The sequence below is a fragment of the Pelagibacterium sp. genome (assembly GCF_035555455.1).
Classification (GTDB): Bacteria; Pseudomonadota; Alphaproteobacteria; order Rhizobiales; family Devosiaceae; genus Pelagibacterium.
The window spans coordinates 25851-43122 of record NZ_DATMGM010000007.1; the positions used below are offsets into that span (position 1 = coordinate 25851).

Sequence of the window (17272 nt, forward strand, 5' to 3'; positions counted from 1 at the left end):
TCCGAACCGTTTCAGCCGGTGAGCATACGCATGATGGTGGCAAGAATGGTGATTTCAAGCAGCGCTTGCAACGCGCCGATCAGATCACCGGTCTGCCCGCCTACTAGTTTTCGGCATAGCTGCATCCATCCCACCGCAACCAAAACGGCCAGCACTAGGGCAGGAACCATGGCTGACGGCCCGACGAAGGGCACCCAGATGGCCACGGCAAGCCCTGTGGCCACAACGAGCCCGACAATAAAACTGTTCCGTGACACACCCCCGGAGCTGGCTGATAGTCCGTTGGACCGGGCCGATGGCAAGGCGAATGAGAGCAGGAGCGATCCCGACCGCGCCACAATCGTCGCGCCGATCCAGACGCACCCCGCGGCAATCGGATCCCGCGCTGCCATGCTTGCCAAAGCTATCGTTTTGAGGCCGATAACCAGGACGATGGCCAGCACGCCGTAAGTGCCGTGGCGGCTGTCTTTTAGGATTTCCAGCCGCCGTTCCGGGGTGGTCCCGCCAAACAGGCCATCCGCTGCATCGGCCACTGCGTCCTCGCTCATCGCGCCGCCGACAATTGCCGCGGCGGCCACGGCCAGCAATGCCGCAAACAGGGGTGTAAAACCGCCCATGGCTGCAAGAACAAGCAACATCGCCGGTCCGGCCCCGATCACCAGGCTGGCTAGCGGTGCCACAGGCGCAATCCTGTCGAGGTCGGGTGCGCCATGAGCAGAAGAGCCAGAGGGCAGGCGGGAAAATAGCCGCAGCGCCATGATAAAAGCCCCGGCGGGCCGATCCTGTTGCGCGCTCAATTGCGTTTTTCCTCGACTTGCTCCAGAACAAGCACCCCTCATACCATCCGAATCCGGGAGCCACCATGTCCGCCCACGCCTTTGCCGATTTTCAGGATCTTTTGATGCTCGGCCCCGATGGTGACGAGGCAGCGGTGGCTGCGGTGCGACAACGCGAGGCGCGGCTCACCAAGCCCGCGGGATCGCTTGGTCGGATGGAAGAGCTCGTTGAATTTCTGGCCCGCTGGCAGGGCAAGTCCGAGCCGACCATGGACGATCCGATGGTGGCGATTTTTGCCGCCAATCACGGGGTCACTGATCAGGGGGTTTCCGCCTATCCCCGTGAAGTGACCCAGCAGATGGTCAACAATTTCACGCGAGGAGGCGCTGCAATTTCCCAGATTTGCGCCCTGCATGAAATCAATCTGCGGGTGTTCGAACTGGCGCTCGATGTGCCCACCGGCGATATCACCGTGGTGCCCGCCATGGATGAACGCACCTGCGCCGCCACCATCGCCTATGGCATGGAAGCCATCGCTGGTGATGTCGATTTGCTGTGCATCGGCGAGATGGGGATCGGCAACACCACGGTCGCCGCCGCGATCTATGCGGCGCTTTATGGCGGCTCGGGTGCGGATTGGGTCGGGCGGGGCACCGGGCTGGACGATGCTGGATTGGCCCGCAAGGCCGATGCGGTGGATCGTGCCCTTCAGCGCCATGCGGGGCGCCTTGATAGCCCGCTGGCCATCCTTGCCCATCTGGGTGGCCGCGAGATCGCTGCCATGCTGGGTGCCATCATTGCAACCCGTCATCAGAAGGTCCCGGTGATCGTCGATGGCTTTGTGGCAACCGCTGCCGCCGCCATCGCCCATGCGGTCAATCCTGCTGCCATCGATCACTGCCTGTTCGCCCACGTCTCGGCGGAAGGCGGTCATGACAAGGCTTTGGAGCGCATGGGCGCCAATGGCCTGCTCGATCTTGGCATGCGGCTGGGCGAGGGCAGCGGGGCGGCGCTGGCTGCCATCCTGTGCAAGACGGCCTTGCACCTGCACAAGAACATGGCGACCTTCGATGAGGCATCAGTCTCGGAGAAAAGTGACTGACCCCCTTGGGCATCGGTTGAGTGTCCATCATCGGAGGATCGTGGATGTACGCGCTTTATATCGCCAACAAGAACTATTCCTCGTGGTCGCTGCGTCCATGGGTGCTGCTCAAAATGCTGGGGATCGAATTCGAAGAGCGGTTCGTTCCCTTTCCCCAGCACCAGGATGACGGTGATTTCCACCGGTTCTCGCCTACCGGCCTCGTGCCGTGTCTGGTCGATGGCGAGCGGACCGTCTGGGATTCGCTGGCGATCACGGAATATGTCGCTGAGGACTATCCCCAGGTCTGGCCCGATGACCGCTCGGCGCGCGCCTGGGCCCGGTCGGCTGTGGCGGAAATGCACTCCGGCTACACGGCGCTGCGCACCATATGCGGCATGACTATCGGCGTGCGCGTTCGCCTCAACGAGATTGGGCCTGCGTTGCAAGCTGATCTCGACCGGCTCGAACAGGTCTGGCGGGTAGGGCTGTCGCGATTCGGCGGCCCCTATCTGGCCGGAGATCGCTTTACGGCGGTAGACGCCTTTTTCTGTCCTGTGGCCTTTCGTATCCAGACCTATGGCCTGCCGCTTGGCGAGCAGGCTCTGGACTATGCGGCGCGGCTACGCGCTCTAGCCCCTATGCGAGAATGGTATGAGGCTGGCCTTGCCGAAACGCTGCGCGATGCGCCCCACGATGCAGAAATCGCGCAATTCGGGGTGCTGACCGAAGATTTGCGCGCCACCTGATCCGGAACGATCAGACGGCTTCCGAGTAGATTTCGAGCTTGCTGCGCTTTTCGACCACGGGGGCGATGCCTTCCATGACGCGGGCGCGGGGGAACGTCGCGATCACCTCGGTGCCGAAACGCAGTTTCGAGAACAGGTCGAGACGGCCCTGATGCAGGTCCATGATCCGCTGGACGATCGGCAGGCCAAGCCCTGCGCCCTGTTCGGCGGTCTTTTGGGCCAGTGAGCCCTGACCAAAGGACGACAACACGGTTTCGATCTCGGCCTCGGGGATCCCCGGGCCATTGTCGACCACCGAGATGAACTGCCCGCCATCGCTGGACCGGCCGACCGTGAGGATGATCTTGCCCGATTGCGGGGTGAACTTGATGGCGTTGGACAGAAGGTTCAGCACCACCTGACGCACGGCGCGCTCATCCCCCCAGACTTTGGGCATGGCGTCGCTTGCCTCGAACTGAAGATCGATCGATTTGGCGCGGGCGCGGATTTCAAGCAGGCGGCGGCAGTGATCGGAAATCTCCACGAGGCTCACCGCTTCTTCGTTGAGATCGTATTTGCCCGCCTCGATACGCGAGAGATCGAGCAATTCGTTGATCAGGTTGAGCAGATGCTGGCCGCTTGCATGGATATCTCCGGCATATTCTTTGTATTGATCGACCGAATGCGGGCCGAGCAACTCCGATTTCAGTACTTCTGAAAAGCCGATGATGGCATTGAGCGGGGTGCGCAGTTCGTGGCTCATGGTGGCCAGAAAACGGGACTTGGCGATATTGGCCTGTTCCGCGTGCCGGCGCGCTTCGTCCGACATGGTGCGCGCTTCCTCAAGTTCGAGGATCAGGCCGTCCTTTTCCAATTGGTGTTCCAGATTTCCGATCTCGGAGCGGTGCAACTGCCGGGTGAGGAACAGGAAGAAAAAGAACGCGCCGATGGCGACGACCGACATGGCGTAATTGAGGGTGCCGCCCGAGACCACAAGCATGGTTGCGACGCTGGCCGTGGCCGGGAACGTCGCCGCCAGCGTGGCACTGGGCAGGGTACGCGTTGCGACCGCATTGGCCGCGATGCTCACCAGCAGCATGGCAAAGATGATGACCTGGATATCCTGGCCGCCGCCGGAAATGGTCAGCACCGGCAGGGTGGCCCATGCCAGCCCGTTGACCGCTTCGGCAATGATGAAGGTCCGCGTCCACAGCTTTGCGTTAAAGCCCTGACTGCTGAGTTTGCGGAACCGGCGGCAGATCAGGGTAATGCCCAGATTGGAGATACCCACCGCTGCGGCCCACAGGGCGGCCAGCATGGGCTCAATCCACAGAATCGCGGCCATGGACAGGATGCCGAGCAGGAGTAGGGTCGGCAGAATGCTGGTCAGCCGGGCGGAGGCGTATTCGTCGAGCAGTTCATAGTCGAAGGTGACGCGGGTGCCGGAACTGGAGGTCAGCCTTTGTCGTGCGTCATGCACGGTGCGCTGCACCGTACGGCGCGACTGCCGCGGGCGCGCCGCTTCGGAGGCCTGATATGCCTGGCTGAAAGCCATCGAACTCTCGTAACGCTACTCAACTACTCATCGGGCGGGCGCAAAAGCCAGCACGTACGCGAGCCCAACGCTACGGCGTGCGTAGTTAATAAGAGGTTGAGTGCTGCCTGGGCTTTAGACGCAATTTTCACCATACGCGTTGGCGCCTTGTTGGAGCCAACAGGATTCAGCCGTTGCAAAGTGGCCAGGACGCCGGGGTGAGGGCGCTGCGTTCACCTTGACAGAGGTAACGCAACTGCGTCAAATGCCCGGCGAGGGCGGATGATTTTCCATAATCGTGGAAAAATAACGCTGTTTTAGGAAATCTATTTCAGGGGCGGCCAATGGCGCTCGACAAGCTCGACCGGAAAATTCTTCAACTTTTACAAAAGGACGCCACCATGCCGGTGGCTGAGATTGGCCGCAAAGTGGGTCTTTCAACCACCCCCTGCTGGCGCCGGATCCAGAAGATGGAAGAGGAAGGCGTCATCCGCCGCCGCGTCGCTGTCCTCGATCCCAACAAGGTCAATGCCGGGGTCACCGTATTCGTCGCCGTCAGGACCAATGAGCACAACGATGCCTGGCTGCGCAAATTTGCCGCCGTGGTCGACGAATTCACCGAGGTGGTCGAATTCTACCGTATGAGCGGCGACGTCGATTACCTGCTGCGCGTTGTCGTGCCGTCGATTCAGGCCTATGACGTGTTCTATAAAAAGCTGATCGCCCGCATCGCGCTCACGGATGTGAGTTCGTCGTTTGCCATGGAACAGATCAAATACACTACTGCCCTGCCGCTAGAGTTTGCCGTAGTGGGCGAGTAGCCAGAAGCGTTTCCAGCAAAAGTGAAGCCGTTTTTCCGGTTCGGAAGCGCGACAAAACAATATCTTGAAGACCTCTAGCCCCCGGTCACCGACATGTGCCGCGAAACCGCCGGAGCGGCGCGGCGGGCGATGACGAAATCATGTCCCTTGGGCTTGAGCATCATCGCCCGGTCGAGGGCGGCGTCGAGCCCTTCGGTCCCACCCTCTCGCAGCGCCGCGCGCAAATCCACCCGGTCTTCCTGTCCCAGGCACATATAGAGTTGGCCCGTGCAGGTCAGCCGGACCCGGTTGCAGCTTTCGCAGAAATTGTGACTCAGCGGTGTGATGAACCCCAGCGTTCCGCCCGTCTCCTGCACCTGCATGTAGCGGGCCGGCCCGCCGGTGCGCCGGGCGATCGGGGTCAGCGTATAGCGCTCGGCCAGCCGGTCGCGCACCGTGCGCAACGACAAATGCGTATCGGCGCGTTCAAACGCGACCGCGCCCAGCGGCATCTCTTCGATCAGCGTCAGTTCGAACCCTTCTCCATGCGCCCAGTCGAGCATGGGGACGATTTCGTCTTCATTGATGCCTTTGAGCGCCACCATGTTGAGCTTGACGGCCAGCCCGGCATCGCGCGCCGCGAAAATGCCGTCGAGCACCTGTGCCAGCCGCCCGCGCCGCGTGATCGTTGCGAATTTTTCGGCGTCCAGCGTATCGAGCGAAACATTGATCCGACGCAGACCCAGTTCGGCCAGTCGTTGCGCATGATGCGCCAACTGGCTGCCATTGGTGGTCAGCGTCAATTCGTCCAGCGCCCCTGTGGCCAGATGCTGGCGTGACAGCGCCTCGATCAGTTTCATGATGTCGCGCCGCACCAGGGGTTCGCCCCCGGTCAGACGCACCTTGCGCACGCCCCGCCGGACAAACGCCCCGATCACGGTCTGGATTTCCTCGAAGCTGAGTATCTCGCTGCGCGGCAGGAACACCATGTCTTCGCCCATGCAGTACGTGCAGCGGAAATCGCACCGATCGGTTACCGAAACCCGCAAATAGGTAACCTGGCGGCCAAAACCGTCGATCAGCGGGCGTTCGGTCGTGGGGGCGGAGGCGGTCACACTCATGGAGTGACTATATGCCCCGCGCCATCATTGGCAAAGCGTCATCAACCTTTGGCGGACTCTTCTCTCATTGTCCGTTGGTCTGAGAGCGCTTGCGTTGACATCGCTGCCGAACTGCCGTTCTTGGGCAAAAATGCAATATGGGAACTGTGTAAATGAGTGAAGATCTCAAGCGCGAAGCGGCTCGCGCGGCCATGGGCGAAATCACGTCCGGTATGCGCATCGGTCTGGGCACGGGGTCGACCGCAAAACACTTCGTCGATCTGCTTGGTGCCGAGGTTGCCAAGGGCTTTGAATGCCTTTGCGTACCCACCTCCGAAGTCACTGCTGCTCAGGCGCGCGGGCTCAATATTCCGCTCACCACCCTTGAGGACATTGACAGTCTCGATGTCACCGTCGATGGCGCTGACGAGATCGATGGCGCGTTCCAGCTTATCAAGGGCGGTGGTGGCGCGCTGCTGCGGGAAAAGATCGTCTCCGCCGCGTCCGCGCGCATGGTGGTGATCGCCGATGACAGCAAGCTGGTCGAAACGCTGGGCCGGTTTGCGCTGCCCATCGAAGTCAATCCGTTCGGGCTGGCCGCGACCGAGCGCGCCATTGCGGGCGTGATGGCCGATTTTGGCGCCGAAGGGGGCAAGACGTTGCGGCTCGCAGCCGATGGCAAGCCCTTTGTCACCGATGGCGGTCACTCCATCATCGACGCATCTTTTGGCCGCATTTCCGACGCAAAAGCGCTGTCGCGGGCCTTGCTCGATATACCCGGCGTGGTCGAGCATGGCCTCTTTATAGAATTGTGTTCCGAGGCCTATCTTGCTACGCCCGAAGGGGTCGTCAGGCTCTCGGATCGTACAAAGTCATAACCCAATCATTTCGCAAGGGACCGTAACCGCAATGACTTTCCTGCCCAAGCTACGCCGGATCGCCGTGGCACTCGTTATTTCCGGCACCACATTCATCTCTGTCGCACCGGCCCAGGCCCAGCAGGAGATTTCGCCCGAACATCTGGCTATCGCGCGCGAATATGTGGACATGACCGATTCCGCTCAGCTCTATGAGCGCACGCTGATCGAAATGGGCCTGCAAGTCATGCGCTTGATGATCCAGGAAGATCCGTCCCTGCGGGAGCCGCTGATCACCGCGCTGCAAACGGTTTATGACGGCTACCTGCTCGATCGCGATGCCCTCTACAATCAGTTCGCGCGCATCTACGCCATCCGCTTCTCGGTCGATGATTTGCAGGAGATCGTCGATTTCTATCGCAGCGATGTCGGTGCGCGGCTGCTGGAGCAGAACCTGACCATCAACGAGGATCTGCAAACCGTGCTGGCCGTGTGGAGCCGGAACACCTCCAGCGAATTCCTCGCTCGGGTGCGTTCGGAACTGCGCAACCAGGGCTACAATGCGCCGGCTGGGGATGCCGGGGACGATGCCGCCGAAGATGAGGCCCCAGCGGCGCAATAATCCGCCCCGCCTCCGGCTTTGCTGCCTTCAAAACCCCTGTCTCGTCGGATGGGGGTTTTTTTGTGCCGCCGCGCCGCCTATATGCTTGCGTTCACACGAAGACAAGGAACGGGGCCGCCATGAGCGAGAAATTTGATTTGGTCGTGATCGGTGGAGGCTCCGGCGGGGTGCGCGCGGCGCGCATGTCCGCCCAGTATGGCGCCAAGGTCGCCATCGTCGAAGAGTACCGCTATGGCGGCACTTGCGTCATCCGCGGCTGCGTCCCCAAAAAGCTGTTCGTCTATGCCTCGCGCTTTGGCGATACCTTCGATGTCGCCCCCAGCTTCGGCTGGACGGTCGATGCGAGCTTTGACTGGCCGACGCTCCTGGCCAACAAGGATCGCGAAATCGGGCGGCTTGAAAACATCTATGAAACCCTGCTCGACGGAGCCGGGGTGACGCTGTTCCGTGGCCGGGCCACCGTTACCGGCCCCAATACGGTAAAGCTCTCGTCTGGCGAGGAACTGCAAGCCGAACGCATTCTGATCGCCACCGGCGGTGTGCCCTTCAAGCCCGATATCGAAGGGGCCGATCTGGGCATCACCTCCAATGAGGCGTTTCATCTTGAAACCCTTCCCAAAACCATCCTCATCGAGGGCGGGGGCTATATTGCCGTCGAGTTCGCGACAATCTTTGCCGGGCTTGGCGTCGATACCACGCTGGTTTATCGCCGCGACAAGATTCTGCGCGGCTTCGATCACGATCTGCGTGATGGGCTTGAGGATGCGCTGCACGAGCGCGGCGTCCGTCTGCGCTATGGCTATCATATCTCCCGGCTGGACAAGGATGGGGAGGGGGTGCGCGTCAGCTTCTCCCATGACGAACAGGCCACCTTTGACGCCGTGATGTTCGCCACCGGTCGCCATCCCTACACGAAGGGTCTCGGGCTTGAAGCTGTGGGTGTCCAGCTTAATCAGGCCGGTGCCATTGTGGTCGATGACTACTCGCAGTCCTCGGTGCCCTCGATCTATGCCGTTGGCGATGTGACCGGTCGGGCCGCACTGACCCCCGTCGCCATTCGCGAAGGGGCGGCGTTCGCCCAGACCGTTTACAACAATACGCCGACCACGGTTCCCTATCACCTCATTCCCACCGCCGTGTTTTCCGAACCCGAGATCGGCACCGTTGGGTTGAGCGAGGAAGACGCCGCCGCGCGGTATCGCTCAATCGACGTTTATGTGACCCGTTTCCGGCCCATGATGAACACCTTGTCCGACCGGCAGGAAAAGATGATGCTCAAACTCATCACCGAAACCGATACCGGTCGTGCGCTGGGAGTCCACATCTTGGGTCCGGGTGCCGGCGAGATGATCCAACTTGTCGCCATTCCCATGGGGATGAATGGCACCAAGGCCGATTTCGACCACGCCATCGCCGTGCACCCGACTGCCGCCGAGGAGCTGGTCACCTTCAAATCGCCAAGCTATCGCGTCGTGGACGGAGAAAAGTGCAATCCGTGAGGTTACCCCAGGAACCCTTCTCCCGTGGTGGGAGAAGGTGGCCCGGCGCAGCCGGGTCGGATGAGGGGGTGCAGCCACTTCCCAATTCCAGCCTGCGCATAAAAGCCCCACATCCCGATCACAATACTATAGACTACTTGGCAGGCCGGTCCCCACTTGGTATGCCCGCCTTACCCGACCGGTCCCGCTGGCCGGGCCAATTCCTATTTGACAGTGAGTAGAACGATGAGCACGTGGACACCTGACAGTTGGAGGACAAAACCAATCCTGCAGGTCCCGACCTATCCAAGCCAGTCAGGGCTTGAGGCGGTCGAGGCCCGGCTCGCTTCGTTTCCCCCGCTGGTTTTCGCCGGAGAAGCGCGCGATCTGAAGGCCAATCTGGCCGAAGTCGCCGCCGGTCGCGCCTTCCTGTTGCAGGGGGGCGATTGCGCCGAGAGCTTCGCCGAGCATCATGCCGACCATATCCGCGACTTCTTCCGCGTGTTCCTGCAGATGGCCGTGGTCTTGACCCATGGGGCCTCCAAGCCCGTGGTCAAGGTCGGCCGCATTGCCGGACAATTCGCCAAGCCGCGCTCCTCCGATACCGAAACCATCGATGGTGTGGAACTGCCTGCCTACCGGGGCGACATCATCAACGGCATCGAATTCACGCCCGAAGCCCGCATCCCCGATCCGACCCGCCAGCTTGAGGCCTACCGCCAGTCGGCAGCGACGCTGAACCTCCTGCGCGCATTTTCGATGGGTGGCTTTGCCAACCTGTCCCGCGTGCACGAGTGGACGATGGGGTTCGTCAAGGATTCCAACTGGTATCCGCGTTACGACGAGGTCGCCAAGAAGATCGACGGCGCCATCGAGTTTCTGGGCGCGCTGGGCCTCAATCCGGAAAACACCCCGGTGCTGCGCGAAACCAAGTTCTTCACCAGCCATGAGGCATTGCTGCTCGGCTACGAGGAAGCGATGACCCGGCGGGATTCGATCACCAATGACTGGTACGCCACGTCCGGGCACATGCTCTGGATCGGCGATCGCACCCGCAATCCCGACCACGCCCACGCCGAATACTTCCGCGGCATCAAGAACCCGATCGGCGTCAAGTGTGGCCCGTCCATGTCGTCTGACGATCTCAAGCGCCTGATGGACATGCTCAACCCCGAGGATGAACCGGGCCGTCTCACCCTGATCGCCCGTTTCGGGTCGGACAAGGTCGATGAGCACCTGCCGCGCCTGATCGAGACCGTAGAGGCCGAAGGCCGCACGGTTGTCTGGTGCTGTGATCCGATGCACGGCAACGTCATCAAGGCATCCAACGGCTTCAAGACCCGTCCGTTCGACCGCATCCTGTCGGAAGTGCGGTCGTTCTTCGATATCCATCGCCAGATGGGCACGATTGCCGGTGGTGTGCATGTCGAGATGACCGGTCGCGACGTGACCGAGTGCACGGGCGGCGTTTCGGCTGTCACCGAAGCCAGCCTGTCGGACCGCTACCACACCCATTGCGATCCGCGCCTCAACGCCAGCCAGGCGCTGGAACTGGCTTTCCTCATCGCCGAGGAAATGCACGGCCAGCGCACCAATGGCACTGCTCAGGCTGTCGGATACTAAAGACGCGTTCGCTTCGGCGTTCATAGATTGCGCAAATCAAAAGGCACCGCATCGTCGGTGCCTTTTTTGTTTTTCGCCCGATTTGAGCCGATAGGGCAGGGCAGGGGGGATTCAGGCAACATTAACCCTAACCGCCCTATAACTCTGGCACCGATACCTGCATCGCGCCCTTGGGAGGCTCTTATGTCCCGTGTTGCTACAAGCCTCATCGTGAGCCTTTTCGCCTCGACTGCACTTGGCCCGGCCCTCGCCGCCGACTGGCCCATGGGCAACGAGCCCTCATTCCGCCCGGCCTACCCCGTCGATACCTACCCAATGGATGGCAGCCTCGATTTCGAAGCCGGACTGCGGTATTTTTATGGGATGGGTGGGCAGTCTTTTGGTTCGAGCGGCGGCTCGGCACGCGATACGTCTCACGCACTTGAAGTCCATGGTCGCATCAACGACCACTCGACGTCGACCTATCTCAAAGGTCATATTGGATATGGCAGCATCACCGACGGAGAGTACCGTCCGGTCGGAACATCCTACAATATCGGCCGTGTAGGCTATATCAACGCGGACTTCGGCTACCTGCCACTTGCCTCCGATTCATTCAGCGCCGGTGCATTTCTTGGCTATATGTACACCGATGAATCTCCGGAAAATGTCGGACTGATTACCCATGGCCTGCGCTTGGGTATCGCCGCAAAGGCCGGTATCAACGATGTGTTTGATATCAATGCTGAAGCCGCGATCATCCCGTACACCAACACTACCGGTTCCATGACGAATGGTGGAGCAACCATATCGGACGTCAGCGGCGGGCTTTATGGCGCATCGGGTGAAGTTTTGGCCGGGTTCCATGCTTCCGATACCTTCATAATCCGAGCTGGTGTTCGCGCAACCTATCTTAACGGGCACGTTTCGAGCGATCAGGGCGAGCAATATGTCGAAATGTTCCGGTGGGGACCGCTCGTCGAACTGACCGCCACTTTCTGATTTCCTGCAAGGTCTGATCAAATCCTTGCAACTCTGGCGGTCTGCGCGCGACTCTCGTTGCCTTCAGTCATGATCGCCAACGTTGCCCGGTACGCCTTGCCCGGCGGCTCCGGGCGCGATAAGTCTGGCGCGCCCATCCTGACCGCCGGACCGCTTCGTGACAGACACACTGCGCATTGCCCTTGCCCAACTCAATCCCAAGGTCGGCGCCCTCGCCGATAACCTTGCTGCTGCCCGGAGCGAACTGGCCGAGGCCGAAGCGGCGGGCGTGGACATTATACTATTCAGCGAACTGTATCTGACGGGCTATTTCCCCGACGATCTGCTGTTCCGGCGCCAGTTCGTGACCGAGGCGATGGACGCGGCCCGCGCATTGGCCCAGGCAACCAGGGGCCTCAATGTCTCCCTGCTGCTGCCGACCGTCTGGCAGGCCGATGGCAAGCTCTATAACAGCGTCATCCTCGCCGAAGATGGGGCAATCCTCGACCGCCGCGACAAGGTCGAGCTACCCAATGACGATGTATTTTACGAGCAGCGCTATTTTACCCCCGGTCCGTTGCCCGCCCCGCTTGTGGTCAAGGGCATCCCGATCGGGGTGCCGATCTGTGAGGACATCTGGCACGAGTCCGTCTGCGGGGCATTGGCGGAGCAGGGCGCTGAACTGCTGCTATGTCCCAATGGCTCGCCCTATTGGGCCGGCAAGCAGGCACAGCGGCTCGATTTGGTCCGCAAGCGCACGGCGCAGACCAATCTGCCGTTGCTGTATTGCAATCAGGTCGGCGGACAGGACGAACTGGTGTTCGATGGTGCCAGCTTCGGCGTCAATGCCGATGGTACTCTGGTTTTTCAGGCCAACAGCTTCGACACCGCGCTGGTCCTCTCCGATTGGCAAAAGCAGGATGCGGGCTGGGTCTGCGTGCAGGGCGACATCGTCACTCCCGCGTCATCCGGAGAGGCACCGTGGCGGGCCGCCATGCTTGGCCTGCGCGATTATGTGCACAAGAACGGGTTTTCCAGCGTCGTGCTGGGGCTGTCCGGCGGCATTGATTCCGCCGTAGTCGCCGGCATCGCCGTCGATGCGCTGGGGGCCGACAAGGTCCATTGCGTCATGCTGCCCTATCGCTACACCACCGAGGCGAGCCTGCGCGACGCAAAACTCTCTGCCGAGGCCTTGGGTGTGCGCTACGATATCGTCCCGATCGCCGGGCCGGTCGATGCCACCAGCAGTGCGCTTGCCGGCCTGTTCGCCGGGCGCGAGCCCGATATCACCGAGGAAAACCTGCAATCGCGGACGCGCGGCACCATCCTCATGGCGATCTCGAACAAGTTCGGGGCGCTGCTGATCACCACCGGCAACAAGTCCGAGATGGCTGTGGGCTACGCTACTATCTATGGCGATATGAACGGGGCCTATAACCCGCTCAAGGACATGCTCAAGACCCAGGTTTATGCGCTGGCCCAATGGCGCAATACAAACCTTCCGTCCGATGCTCTCGGGCGCGATGGTATCGTCATCCCCACAGAGATCATCGAAAAGCCGCCCAGTGCCGAATTGCGCCCGGACCAGACTGATCAGGATTCCCTTCCGCCCTATCCGGTGCTCGACGCGATCCTCGCGGGATTGGTCGAGGATGAAGCTTCTGTCGCCGAATTGGTGGCAAAGGGCTATGATGTCGATCTCGTCCGGCGCATCGAACGCCTGATCCAGATTTCCGAGTTCAAGCGCCGCCAGGCTGCACCCGGTCCCAAACTGACCGCCAAAGCGTTCGGCTCGGGCCGTAAATACCCCATCACTTCCGGTTACCGCGACAGGAGCCTGCCGCAATGAGTGTCACAGTCCGCTATGCTCCGTCCCCCACCGGTCGCCTGCATCTGGGCAACGCCCGTCCTGCCGTGCTCAATTGGCTGTTCGCCAAGAGCCAGGGCGGACGCTATATCCTGCGCCTCGATGATACGGACCTCGCCCGCTCGACCCAGGAATTTGCCGAAGGGATCGAAACCGATCTCGCCTGGCTCGGCATCGTGCCCGACCTCAAAGCGCGCCAGTCGGACCGTTTCGCGCTTTACGATGCGGCACGGGACAAGCTGATCGCTGCCGGGCGGCTCTATCCCTGTTACGAGACCGCCGATGAACTCGACCGCAAGCGCAAGCGGGCTCGCGCTCTGGGCAAACCTCCGATTTATGATCGCGCGGCGCTCTCGCTGACCGACGAAGACAAAGCGAGGCTTGAAGCCGAAGGTCGCAAGCCCCATTGGCGGTTCCGTCTCGATGGCCGTCCGGTCAAGTTCACCGATCTCATCAAGGGCGAGCAGACCGTCAACACAGCGTCGATGTCCGATCCGGTTCTGATCCGCGAGGACGGCACCTATCTCTACACGCTGCCCTCGGTGGTCGACGATATCGACCTCGGCGTGACACACGTGATCCGGGGCGAGGACCACGTGTCCAACACCGGCACCCAGATCGAGATTTTCGAGGCGCTGGGCGGAGCGGTGCCGGTGTTCGCCCATCACAACCTGTTGGCCGATGCCGAAGGGCAGGGGTTCTCCAAGCGCCTGGGCTCACTGTCGCTGGAGCAGCTGCGCGGCGAAGGCTACGAGGCACTGGCCATTGCCATTGTTGCCTCCGTCACCGGAACCTCGCTCCCGGTCGAGCCCTATTCCAGCCTGGATGCGATTGCCCAGCGCCTCGATTTCTCGATGATTTCCCACGGCCCCGCGCGTTTCGACCCGGCTGAACTCGAAACCCTCAATGCCCGCATCGTCCACCACATGGACTTCGCCACGGTTCGCGATCGCCTTGCGTCCATAGAAGGTTTGACCGAGCCGGTGTGGCTGGCGTTACGCGAAAACGTCTCGCGCCTGTCCCAGTTCGCGCCGCTTTATGAGCAGATTTTTGTCTCGGCCCGGCCCGTCATCGCCGACGAGGATCGCGAGTTCATCGATCTCGCCCGCGAACTGCTCCCCACAGAGCCTTGGGACGAAACCACCTGGGGCCAGTGGACCGGCGCGTTGCGCGAGAGTTCGGGCCGCAAGGGCAAGGCGCTGTTCCTGCCGCTGCGGCTGGCGCTGACCGGGATGGGGGAGGGCCCTGAGCTCAGGACTCTCCTGCCGGTGCTGGGACGTACGGCGTCTCTGGCCCGACTATCCTGACCCGCCGGTCGCCGAACTCGACAATCCGCAAATCGGGGTTGTCGAGGTCGGGTTGTTGGCCCACCATCGCCTCAGCCGTGCCATCGGCGCGCGGACGGGGCCGTGGCAGCGGCACATAGATCGCCTCGGCAACCACCGCTTCCACTCTTTCGCGCGGATCATGGCGGGGCAGGGGAAATTCGAGGGCACCCAGCTCGATCACCGCCCGCGCGGTCTCGCCCTCGCCTGTCATGGCGACCGTGCCTACAGTATCCTGCGTCCGGCAGGAACAGCTTGTGTCGATTTCCGTACGAAACCGGAAAGCATAGGGCATCGAGCGATAGGGCGCGCCCGATAGCGAGATCATGTCCTCGGGCTCTTCACCGGGGTTGCGATAGGAAAACAGCGCAACCTCCGTGCCCGGACACATTTCGTGGCACTGGATCGCATCCTGCCCCACATAGTTGTCCGTGGTCGAAAAGCTGATCGGCCAGTAAAACCCGTCACAGGTGCGTACACAAACCGTGCGGCGGGTTTGCTGCGTGCTCCACGGATCGTAAGGGGTATCGACGTAATCATAGCCGTCGCCAAACATGTTATCGAGCAGCCCGCCCCGCGCTCCCTGCTGGCCGAACGTCACGCCCGATTGGTTCGCATCGCAACCCGAACGCGCGTAATCCTGCAACAATTGCTGCCGGCTCTGCGCCAGCGACTGGCCCTCGCGAGCCATGGTCGTCAGCTGTTCCACCTGGCTGCGCCCCAGCGTGATGGAACGGGCCAAAGACTGACATTCGCGGCTCAACGCCTGGCCTGCGCTGACCAGTTGCTGGCAGCCATTGCGCATCCACAACCCCTCAGCCTGGGTGACTTCAGCCTGTCGTCCCTGCAATTCGCCGACGATGCCGTTAAAGCTGACGAACAATTCGTTGCGCTCGATGCCGCGCAGAATGGCGACGATCTGCGAACAATTGCGCGATTGGGCCATCGCGATCGAAATATCGGTGAGTACAAACCCGAGGGCGGCCAGCAAGACGAGAGCGATGCGGGCTATTGCGGCTGGCGGAACGTGTGGTGAAGTCATAGTGTCCATGCAACATCGCCGCGTGGGTCGGGCAAAATGCGGAGGCTAGTGCCGCCTCGGTCGCATAGGAACCCAAGCCGGGAGCGGGCAGTCAGATTCAGGCAGACCGGATGAAGCTCTAACAGGCTTTTCGGTCAACGCAAGGCTTTAACTGTGTCCTTCTATGCGCCATCTTGGCGAGCAACACCAATCACGTTCGGTACGGTTCCCCAATGAGACTTGCCACCCTGCGCAACGGTCGTCCCGATGGACATCTGGTCATCGTTTCCAAAGACCTCTCCCGTTTCGCTTCGGCGGGCCGCATCGCGTCCAATCTTCAGGATGCGCTTGATGAGTGGGACCGTTGCGCCCCCATCCTGCGCGCGGTCAGTGACCAGCTCGACAATGGCGAGATCGCTGGCATGCCGTTCAACCCCCGCGAGGCCTTGGCCCCCTTGCCGCGGGCTTTCCAGTGGATCGACGGTGCGGGATATATGGTCCACCTCGATCGGGTGCGCTCGCTCAAGGGCAGCAAGGATGCTGAACTCCAGAACGATCGTCCGCTGCTCTATCAGGGCGGTTCCGATAGCTTCCTCGCCCCCACCGCGCCCATCGTCGTCCCCGAAGATGGGCTCGCGGTCGATTACGAGGCCGAGGTTGTGGTGGTTATCTCCCGTGTGCCCATGCGCCCCACGCGCGAACAGGCCAGCGCGGCCATCCGGCTGGTCGGCATCTGCAACGACGTCTCTCTGCGACGACTGGTTGCTGGCGATCTTCAGGAAGGGTTTGGCTTTTTCCACGCCAAGCCGGCTACCAGTTTCAGCCCGGTTTTCGTCTCCACCGATGAACTGGGCGAGGCCTGGCGGGACAATCGCCTGCACCTCAAGGTGCGTACTCACGTCAATGCCAGCCTTTATGGCCAGCCCGACGCCGGCACCGACATGCGGTTCGATTTTGCTGATCTGATCGTTGCCGCCGCCCAGACGCGCGAGCTGGGGACCGGCACCATCATCGGGTCGGGCACCGTCGCCAATGCCCATGACGATATCCTCCCCATCCGCCACGATGGCATCGGGTTCAGTTGTATCGCCGAGGCGCGCACGGCGGAAAAAGCCCGCATCGGCAAAGCCCGTACCCCTTTTCTCGCCATCGGTGACACCGTCCGCATCGAAGCCGTCGATGCCGATAACCGCTCCGTTTTCGGTGCCATCGACCAGACTGTGGAACTGCTCAGCCGTTAGATCGAAAGCGGCCAATTGCCCGATCTTGTCGTCCCCGTGGCGGGGCCAATAACAACTGCGTGATGCAGGTGGCGGCGTGTCGCCCAAAGTGGCAGGCTCACTCTTTGAAGCAAGGCTGAAAGCTTCAACATCGCCGCAGGGGGCTTCGGTGATGGCCAGACTGCTCCAAGGTCACCATTCAGTGGGGATGACGTGTCGGCGTTATCCCCATTTTCCTGCTTGCTTTGCGGTTTCTTCGCGTCCATGGTGCGCGCCATG

Annotated in this window: 15 protein-coding genes; 11 read left to right on the forward strand and 4 right to left on the reverse strand. The window is 61.5% G+C overall.

All coding sequences use genetic code 11. The features are described 5' to 3' along the window. Positions 1-11: 11 nt before the first annotated feature. On the reverse strand, positions 12-797 hold the full coding sequence (locus VNS12_RS01240; RefSeq protein WP_325486019.1) for an adenosylcobinamide-GDP ribazoletransferase: 786 nt from the start codon (positions 795-797) through the stop codon (positions 12-14). Positions 798-862: 65 nt separating this feature from the next. Here VNS12_RS01240 and cobT point away from each other — a divergent pair, with 65 nt between their 5' ends. Together cobT and VNS12_RS01250 are read left to right on the forward strand one after the other, a co-directional pair. After that, on the forward strand, positions 863-1879 hold the full coding sequence (gene cobT / locus VNS12_RS01245; RefSeq protein WP_325486020.1) for a nicotinate-nucleotide--dimethylbenzimidazole phosphoribosyltransferase: 1017 nt from the start codon (positions 863-865) through the stop codon (positions 1877-1879). 44 nt (positions 1880-1923) lie between these two features. Beyond that, on the forward strand, positions 1924-2607 hold the full coding sequence (locus tag VNS12_RS01250) for a glutathione S-transferase family protein (protein WP_325486021.1): 684 nt from the start codon (positions 1924-1926) through the stop codon (positions 2605-2607). A gap of 10 nt (positions 2608-2617) precedes the next feature. Here the strand turns inward: VNS12_RS01250 and VNS12_RS01255 are convergent, their stop codons facing one another. Beyond that, positions 2618-4141 (reverse strand): sensor histidine kinase, encoded by a 1524-nt coding sequence (locus VNS12_RS01255; RefSeq protein WP_325486022.1) that lies wholly within the window; start codon positions 4139-4141, stop codon positions 2618-2620. Positions 4142-4464: 323 nt separating this feature from the next. On the opposite strand from VNS12_RS01255, the gene VNS12_RS01260 reads away from it, so the two are divergent. Further along, entirely contained in the window at positions 4465-4941 is a 477-nt protein-coding gene (locus VNS12_RS01260) for an Lrp/AsnC family transcriptional regulator (protein WP_325486023.1), read from the forward strand. Positions 4942-5015: 74 nt separating this feature from the next. Here the strand turns inward: VNS12_RS01260 and moaA are convergent, their stop codons facing one another. Beyond that, the gene (moaA, locus tag VNS12_RS01265; RefSeq protein ID WP_325486024.1) at positions 5016-6041 is read right to left on the reverse strand and encodes a GTP 3',8-cyclase MoaA; all 1026 of its coding nucleotides are present in this window, start codon (positions 6039-6041) and stop codon (positions 5016-5018) included. Between the two features lie 152 nt (positions 6042-6193). Here moaA and rpiA point away from each other — a divergent pair, with 152 nt between their 5' ends. The 7 genes from rpiA to gltX all read left to right on the forward strand — a co-directional run bounded on the left by rpiA (position 6194) and on the right by gltX (position 14734). Next, positions 6194-6898 carry a ribose-5-phosphate isomerase RpiA gene (gene rpiA / locus VNS12_RS01270; protein ID WP_325486025.1) on the forward strand — a complete coding sequence of 235 codons (705 nt, stop codon included), beginning with the start codon at positions 6194-6196 and terminating at the stop codon, positions 6896-6898. Between the two features lie 31 nt (positions 6899-6929). Beyond that, positions 6930-7499 (forward strand): DUF2059 domain-containing protein, encoded by a 570-nt coding sequence (locus VNS12_RS01275; protein WP_325486026.1) that lies wholly within the window; start codon positions 6930-6932, stop codon positions 7497-7499. A 119-nt stretch (positions 7500-7618) separates the two neighbouring features. Further along, positions 7619-8998, forward strand: a complete 1380-nt coding sequence (gene gor / locus VNS12_RS01280) for a glutathione-disulfide reductase (RefSeq protein WP_325486027.1) — start codon at positions 7619-7621, stop codon at positions 8996-8998. Between the two features lie 225 nt (positions 8999-9223). Further along, positions 9224-10600 (forward strand): class II 3-deoxy-7-phosphoheptulonate synthase, encoded by a 1377-nt coding sequence (locus VNS12_RS01285; RefSeq protein WP_325486028.1) that lies wholly within the window; start codon positions 9224-9226, stop codon positions 10598-10600. Between the two features lie 183 nt (positions 10601-10783). Next, positions 10784-11581 carry a hypothetical protein gene (locus tag VNS12_RS01290; RefSeq protein ID WP_325486029.1) on the forward strand — a complete coding sequence of 266 codons (798 nt, stop codon included), beginning with the start codon at positions 10784-10786 and terminating at the stop codon, positions 11579-11581. 157 nt (positions 11582-11738) lie between these two features. Then, positions 11739-13409: an NAD+ synthase gene (locus VNS12_RS01295; RefSeq protein WP_325486030.1), complete on the forward strand. Its 1671-nt coding sequence runs from the start codon at positions 11739-11741 to the stop codon at positions 13407-13409. Beyond that, a complete protein-coding gene (gltX, locus tag VNS12_RS01300; RefSeq protein WP_325486031.1) occupies positions 13406-14734 on the forward strand; it encodes a glutamate--tRNA ligase in 1329 nt (442 codons plus the stop codon). Before VNS12_RS01295 ends, gltX begins: the two co-directional genes overlap by 4 nt. Here the strand turns inward: gltX and VNS12_RS01305 are convergent. Beyond that, positions 14679-15794 carry a DUF2865 domain-containing protein gene (locus VNS12_RS01305; protein ID WP_325486032.1) on the reverse strand — a complete coding sequence of 372 codons (1116 nt, stop codon included), beginning with the start codon at positions 15792-15794 and terminating at the stop codon, positions 14679-14681. The genes gltX and VNS12_RS01305 overlap by 56 nt on opposite strands. 212 nt (positions 15795-16006) lie before the next feature. Between VNS12_RS01305 and VNS12_RS01310 the strand changes: the two genes are divergently transcribed. After that, the gene (locus tag VNS12_RS01310) at positions 16007-17014 is read left to right on the forward strand and encodes a fumarylacetoacetate hydrolase family protein (RefSeq protein ID WP_325486033.1); all 1008 of its coding nucleotides are present in this window, start codon (positions 16007-16009) and stop codon (positions 17012-17014) included. Positions 17015-17272: the final 258 nt, after the last annotated feature.

What these genes read in the sequence shown, in the direction of transcription:
- VNS12_RS01305 (WP_325486032.1), bottom strand. Translation starts at nt 15,794, where the DNA reads ATGACTTCACCACACGTTCCGCCAGCCGCAATAGCCCGCATCGCTCTC.
- moaA (WP_325486024.1), bottom strand. Translation starts at nt 6,041, where the DNA reads ATGAGTGTGACCGCCTCCGCCCCCACGACCGAACGCCCGCTGATCGAC.
- VNS12_RS01250 (WP_325486021.1), top strand. Translation starts at nt 1,924, where the DNA reads ATGTACGCGCTTTATATCGCCAACAAGAACTATTCCTCGTGGTCGCTG.
- gltX (WP_325486031.1), top strand. Translation starts at nt 13,406, where the DNA reads ATGAGTGTCACAGTCCGCTATGCTCCGTCCCCCACCGGTCGCCTGCAT.
- gor (WP_325486027.1), top strand. Translation starts at nt 7,619, where the DNA reads ATGAGCGAGAAATTTGATTTGGTCGTGATCGGTGGAGGCTCCGGCGGG.
- VNS12_RS01310 (WP_325486033.1), top strand. Translation starts at nt 16,007, where the DNA reads ATGAGACTTGCCACCCTGCGCAACGGTCGTCCCGATGGACATCTGGTC.
- VNS12_RS01255 (WP_325486022.1), bottom strand. Translation starts at nt 4,141, where the DNA reads ATGGCTTTCAGCCAGGCATATCAGGCCTCCGAAGCGGCGCGCCCGCGG.
- VNS12_RS01285 (WP_325486028.1), top strand. Translation starts at nt 9,224, where the DNA reads ATGAGCACGTGGACACCTGACAGTTGGAGGACAAAACCAATCCTGCAG.
- VNS12_RS01260 (WP_325486023.1), top strand. Translation starts at nt 4,465, where the DNA reads ATGGCGCTCGACAAGCTCGACCGGAAAATTCTTCAACTTTTACAAAAG.
- VNS12_RS01290 (WP_325486029.1), top strand. Translation starts at nt 10,784, where the DNA reads ATGTCCCGTGTTGCTACAAGCCTCATCGTGAGCCTTTTCGCCTCGACT.
- rpiA (WP_325486025.1), top strand. Translation starts at nt 6,194, where the DNA reads ATGAGTGAAGATCTCAAGCGCGAAGCGGCTCGCGCGGCCATGGGCGAA.
- cobT (WP_325486020.1), top strand. Translation starts at nt 863, where the DNA reads ATGTCCGCCCACGCCTTTGCCGATTTTCAGGATCTTTTGATGCTCGGC.
- VNS12_RS01275 (WP_325486026.1), top strand. Translation starts at nt 6,930, where the DNA reads ATGACTTTCCTGCCCAAGCTACGCCGGATCGCCGTGGCACTCGTTATT.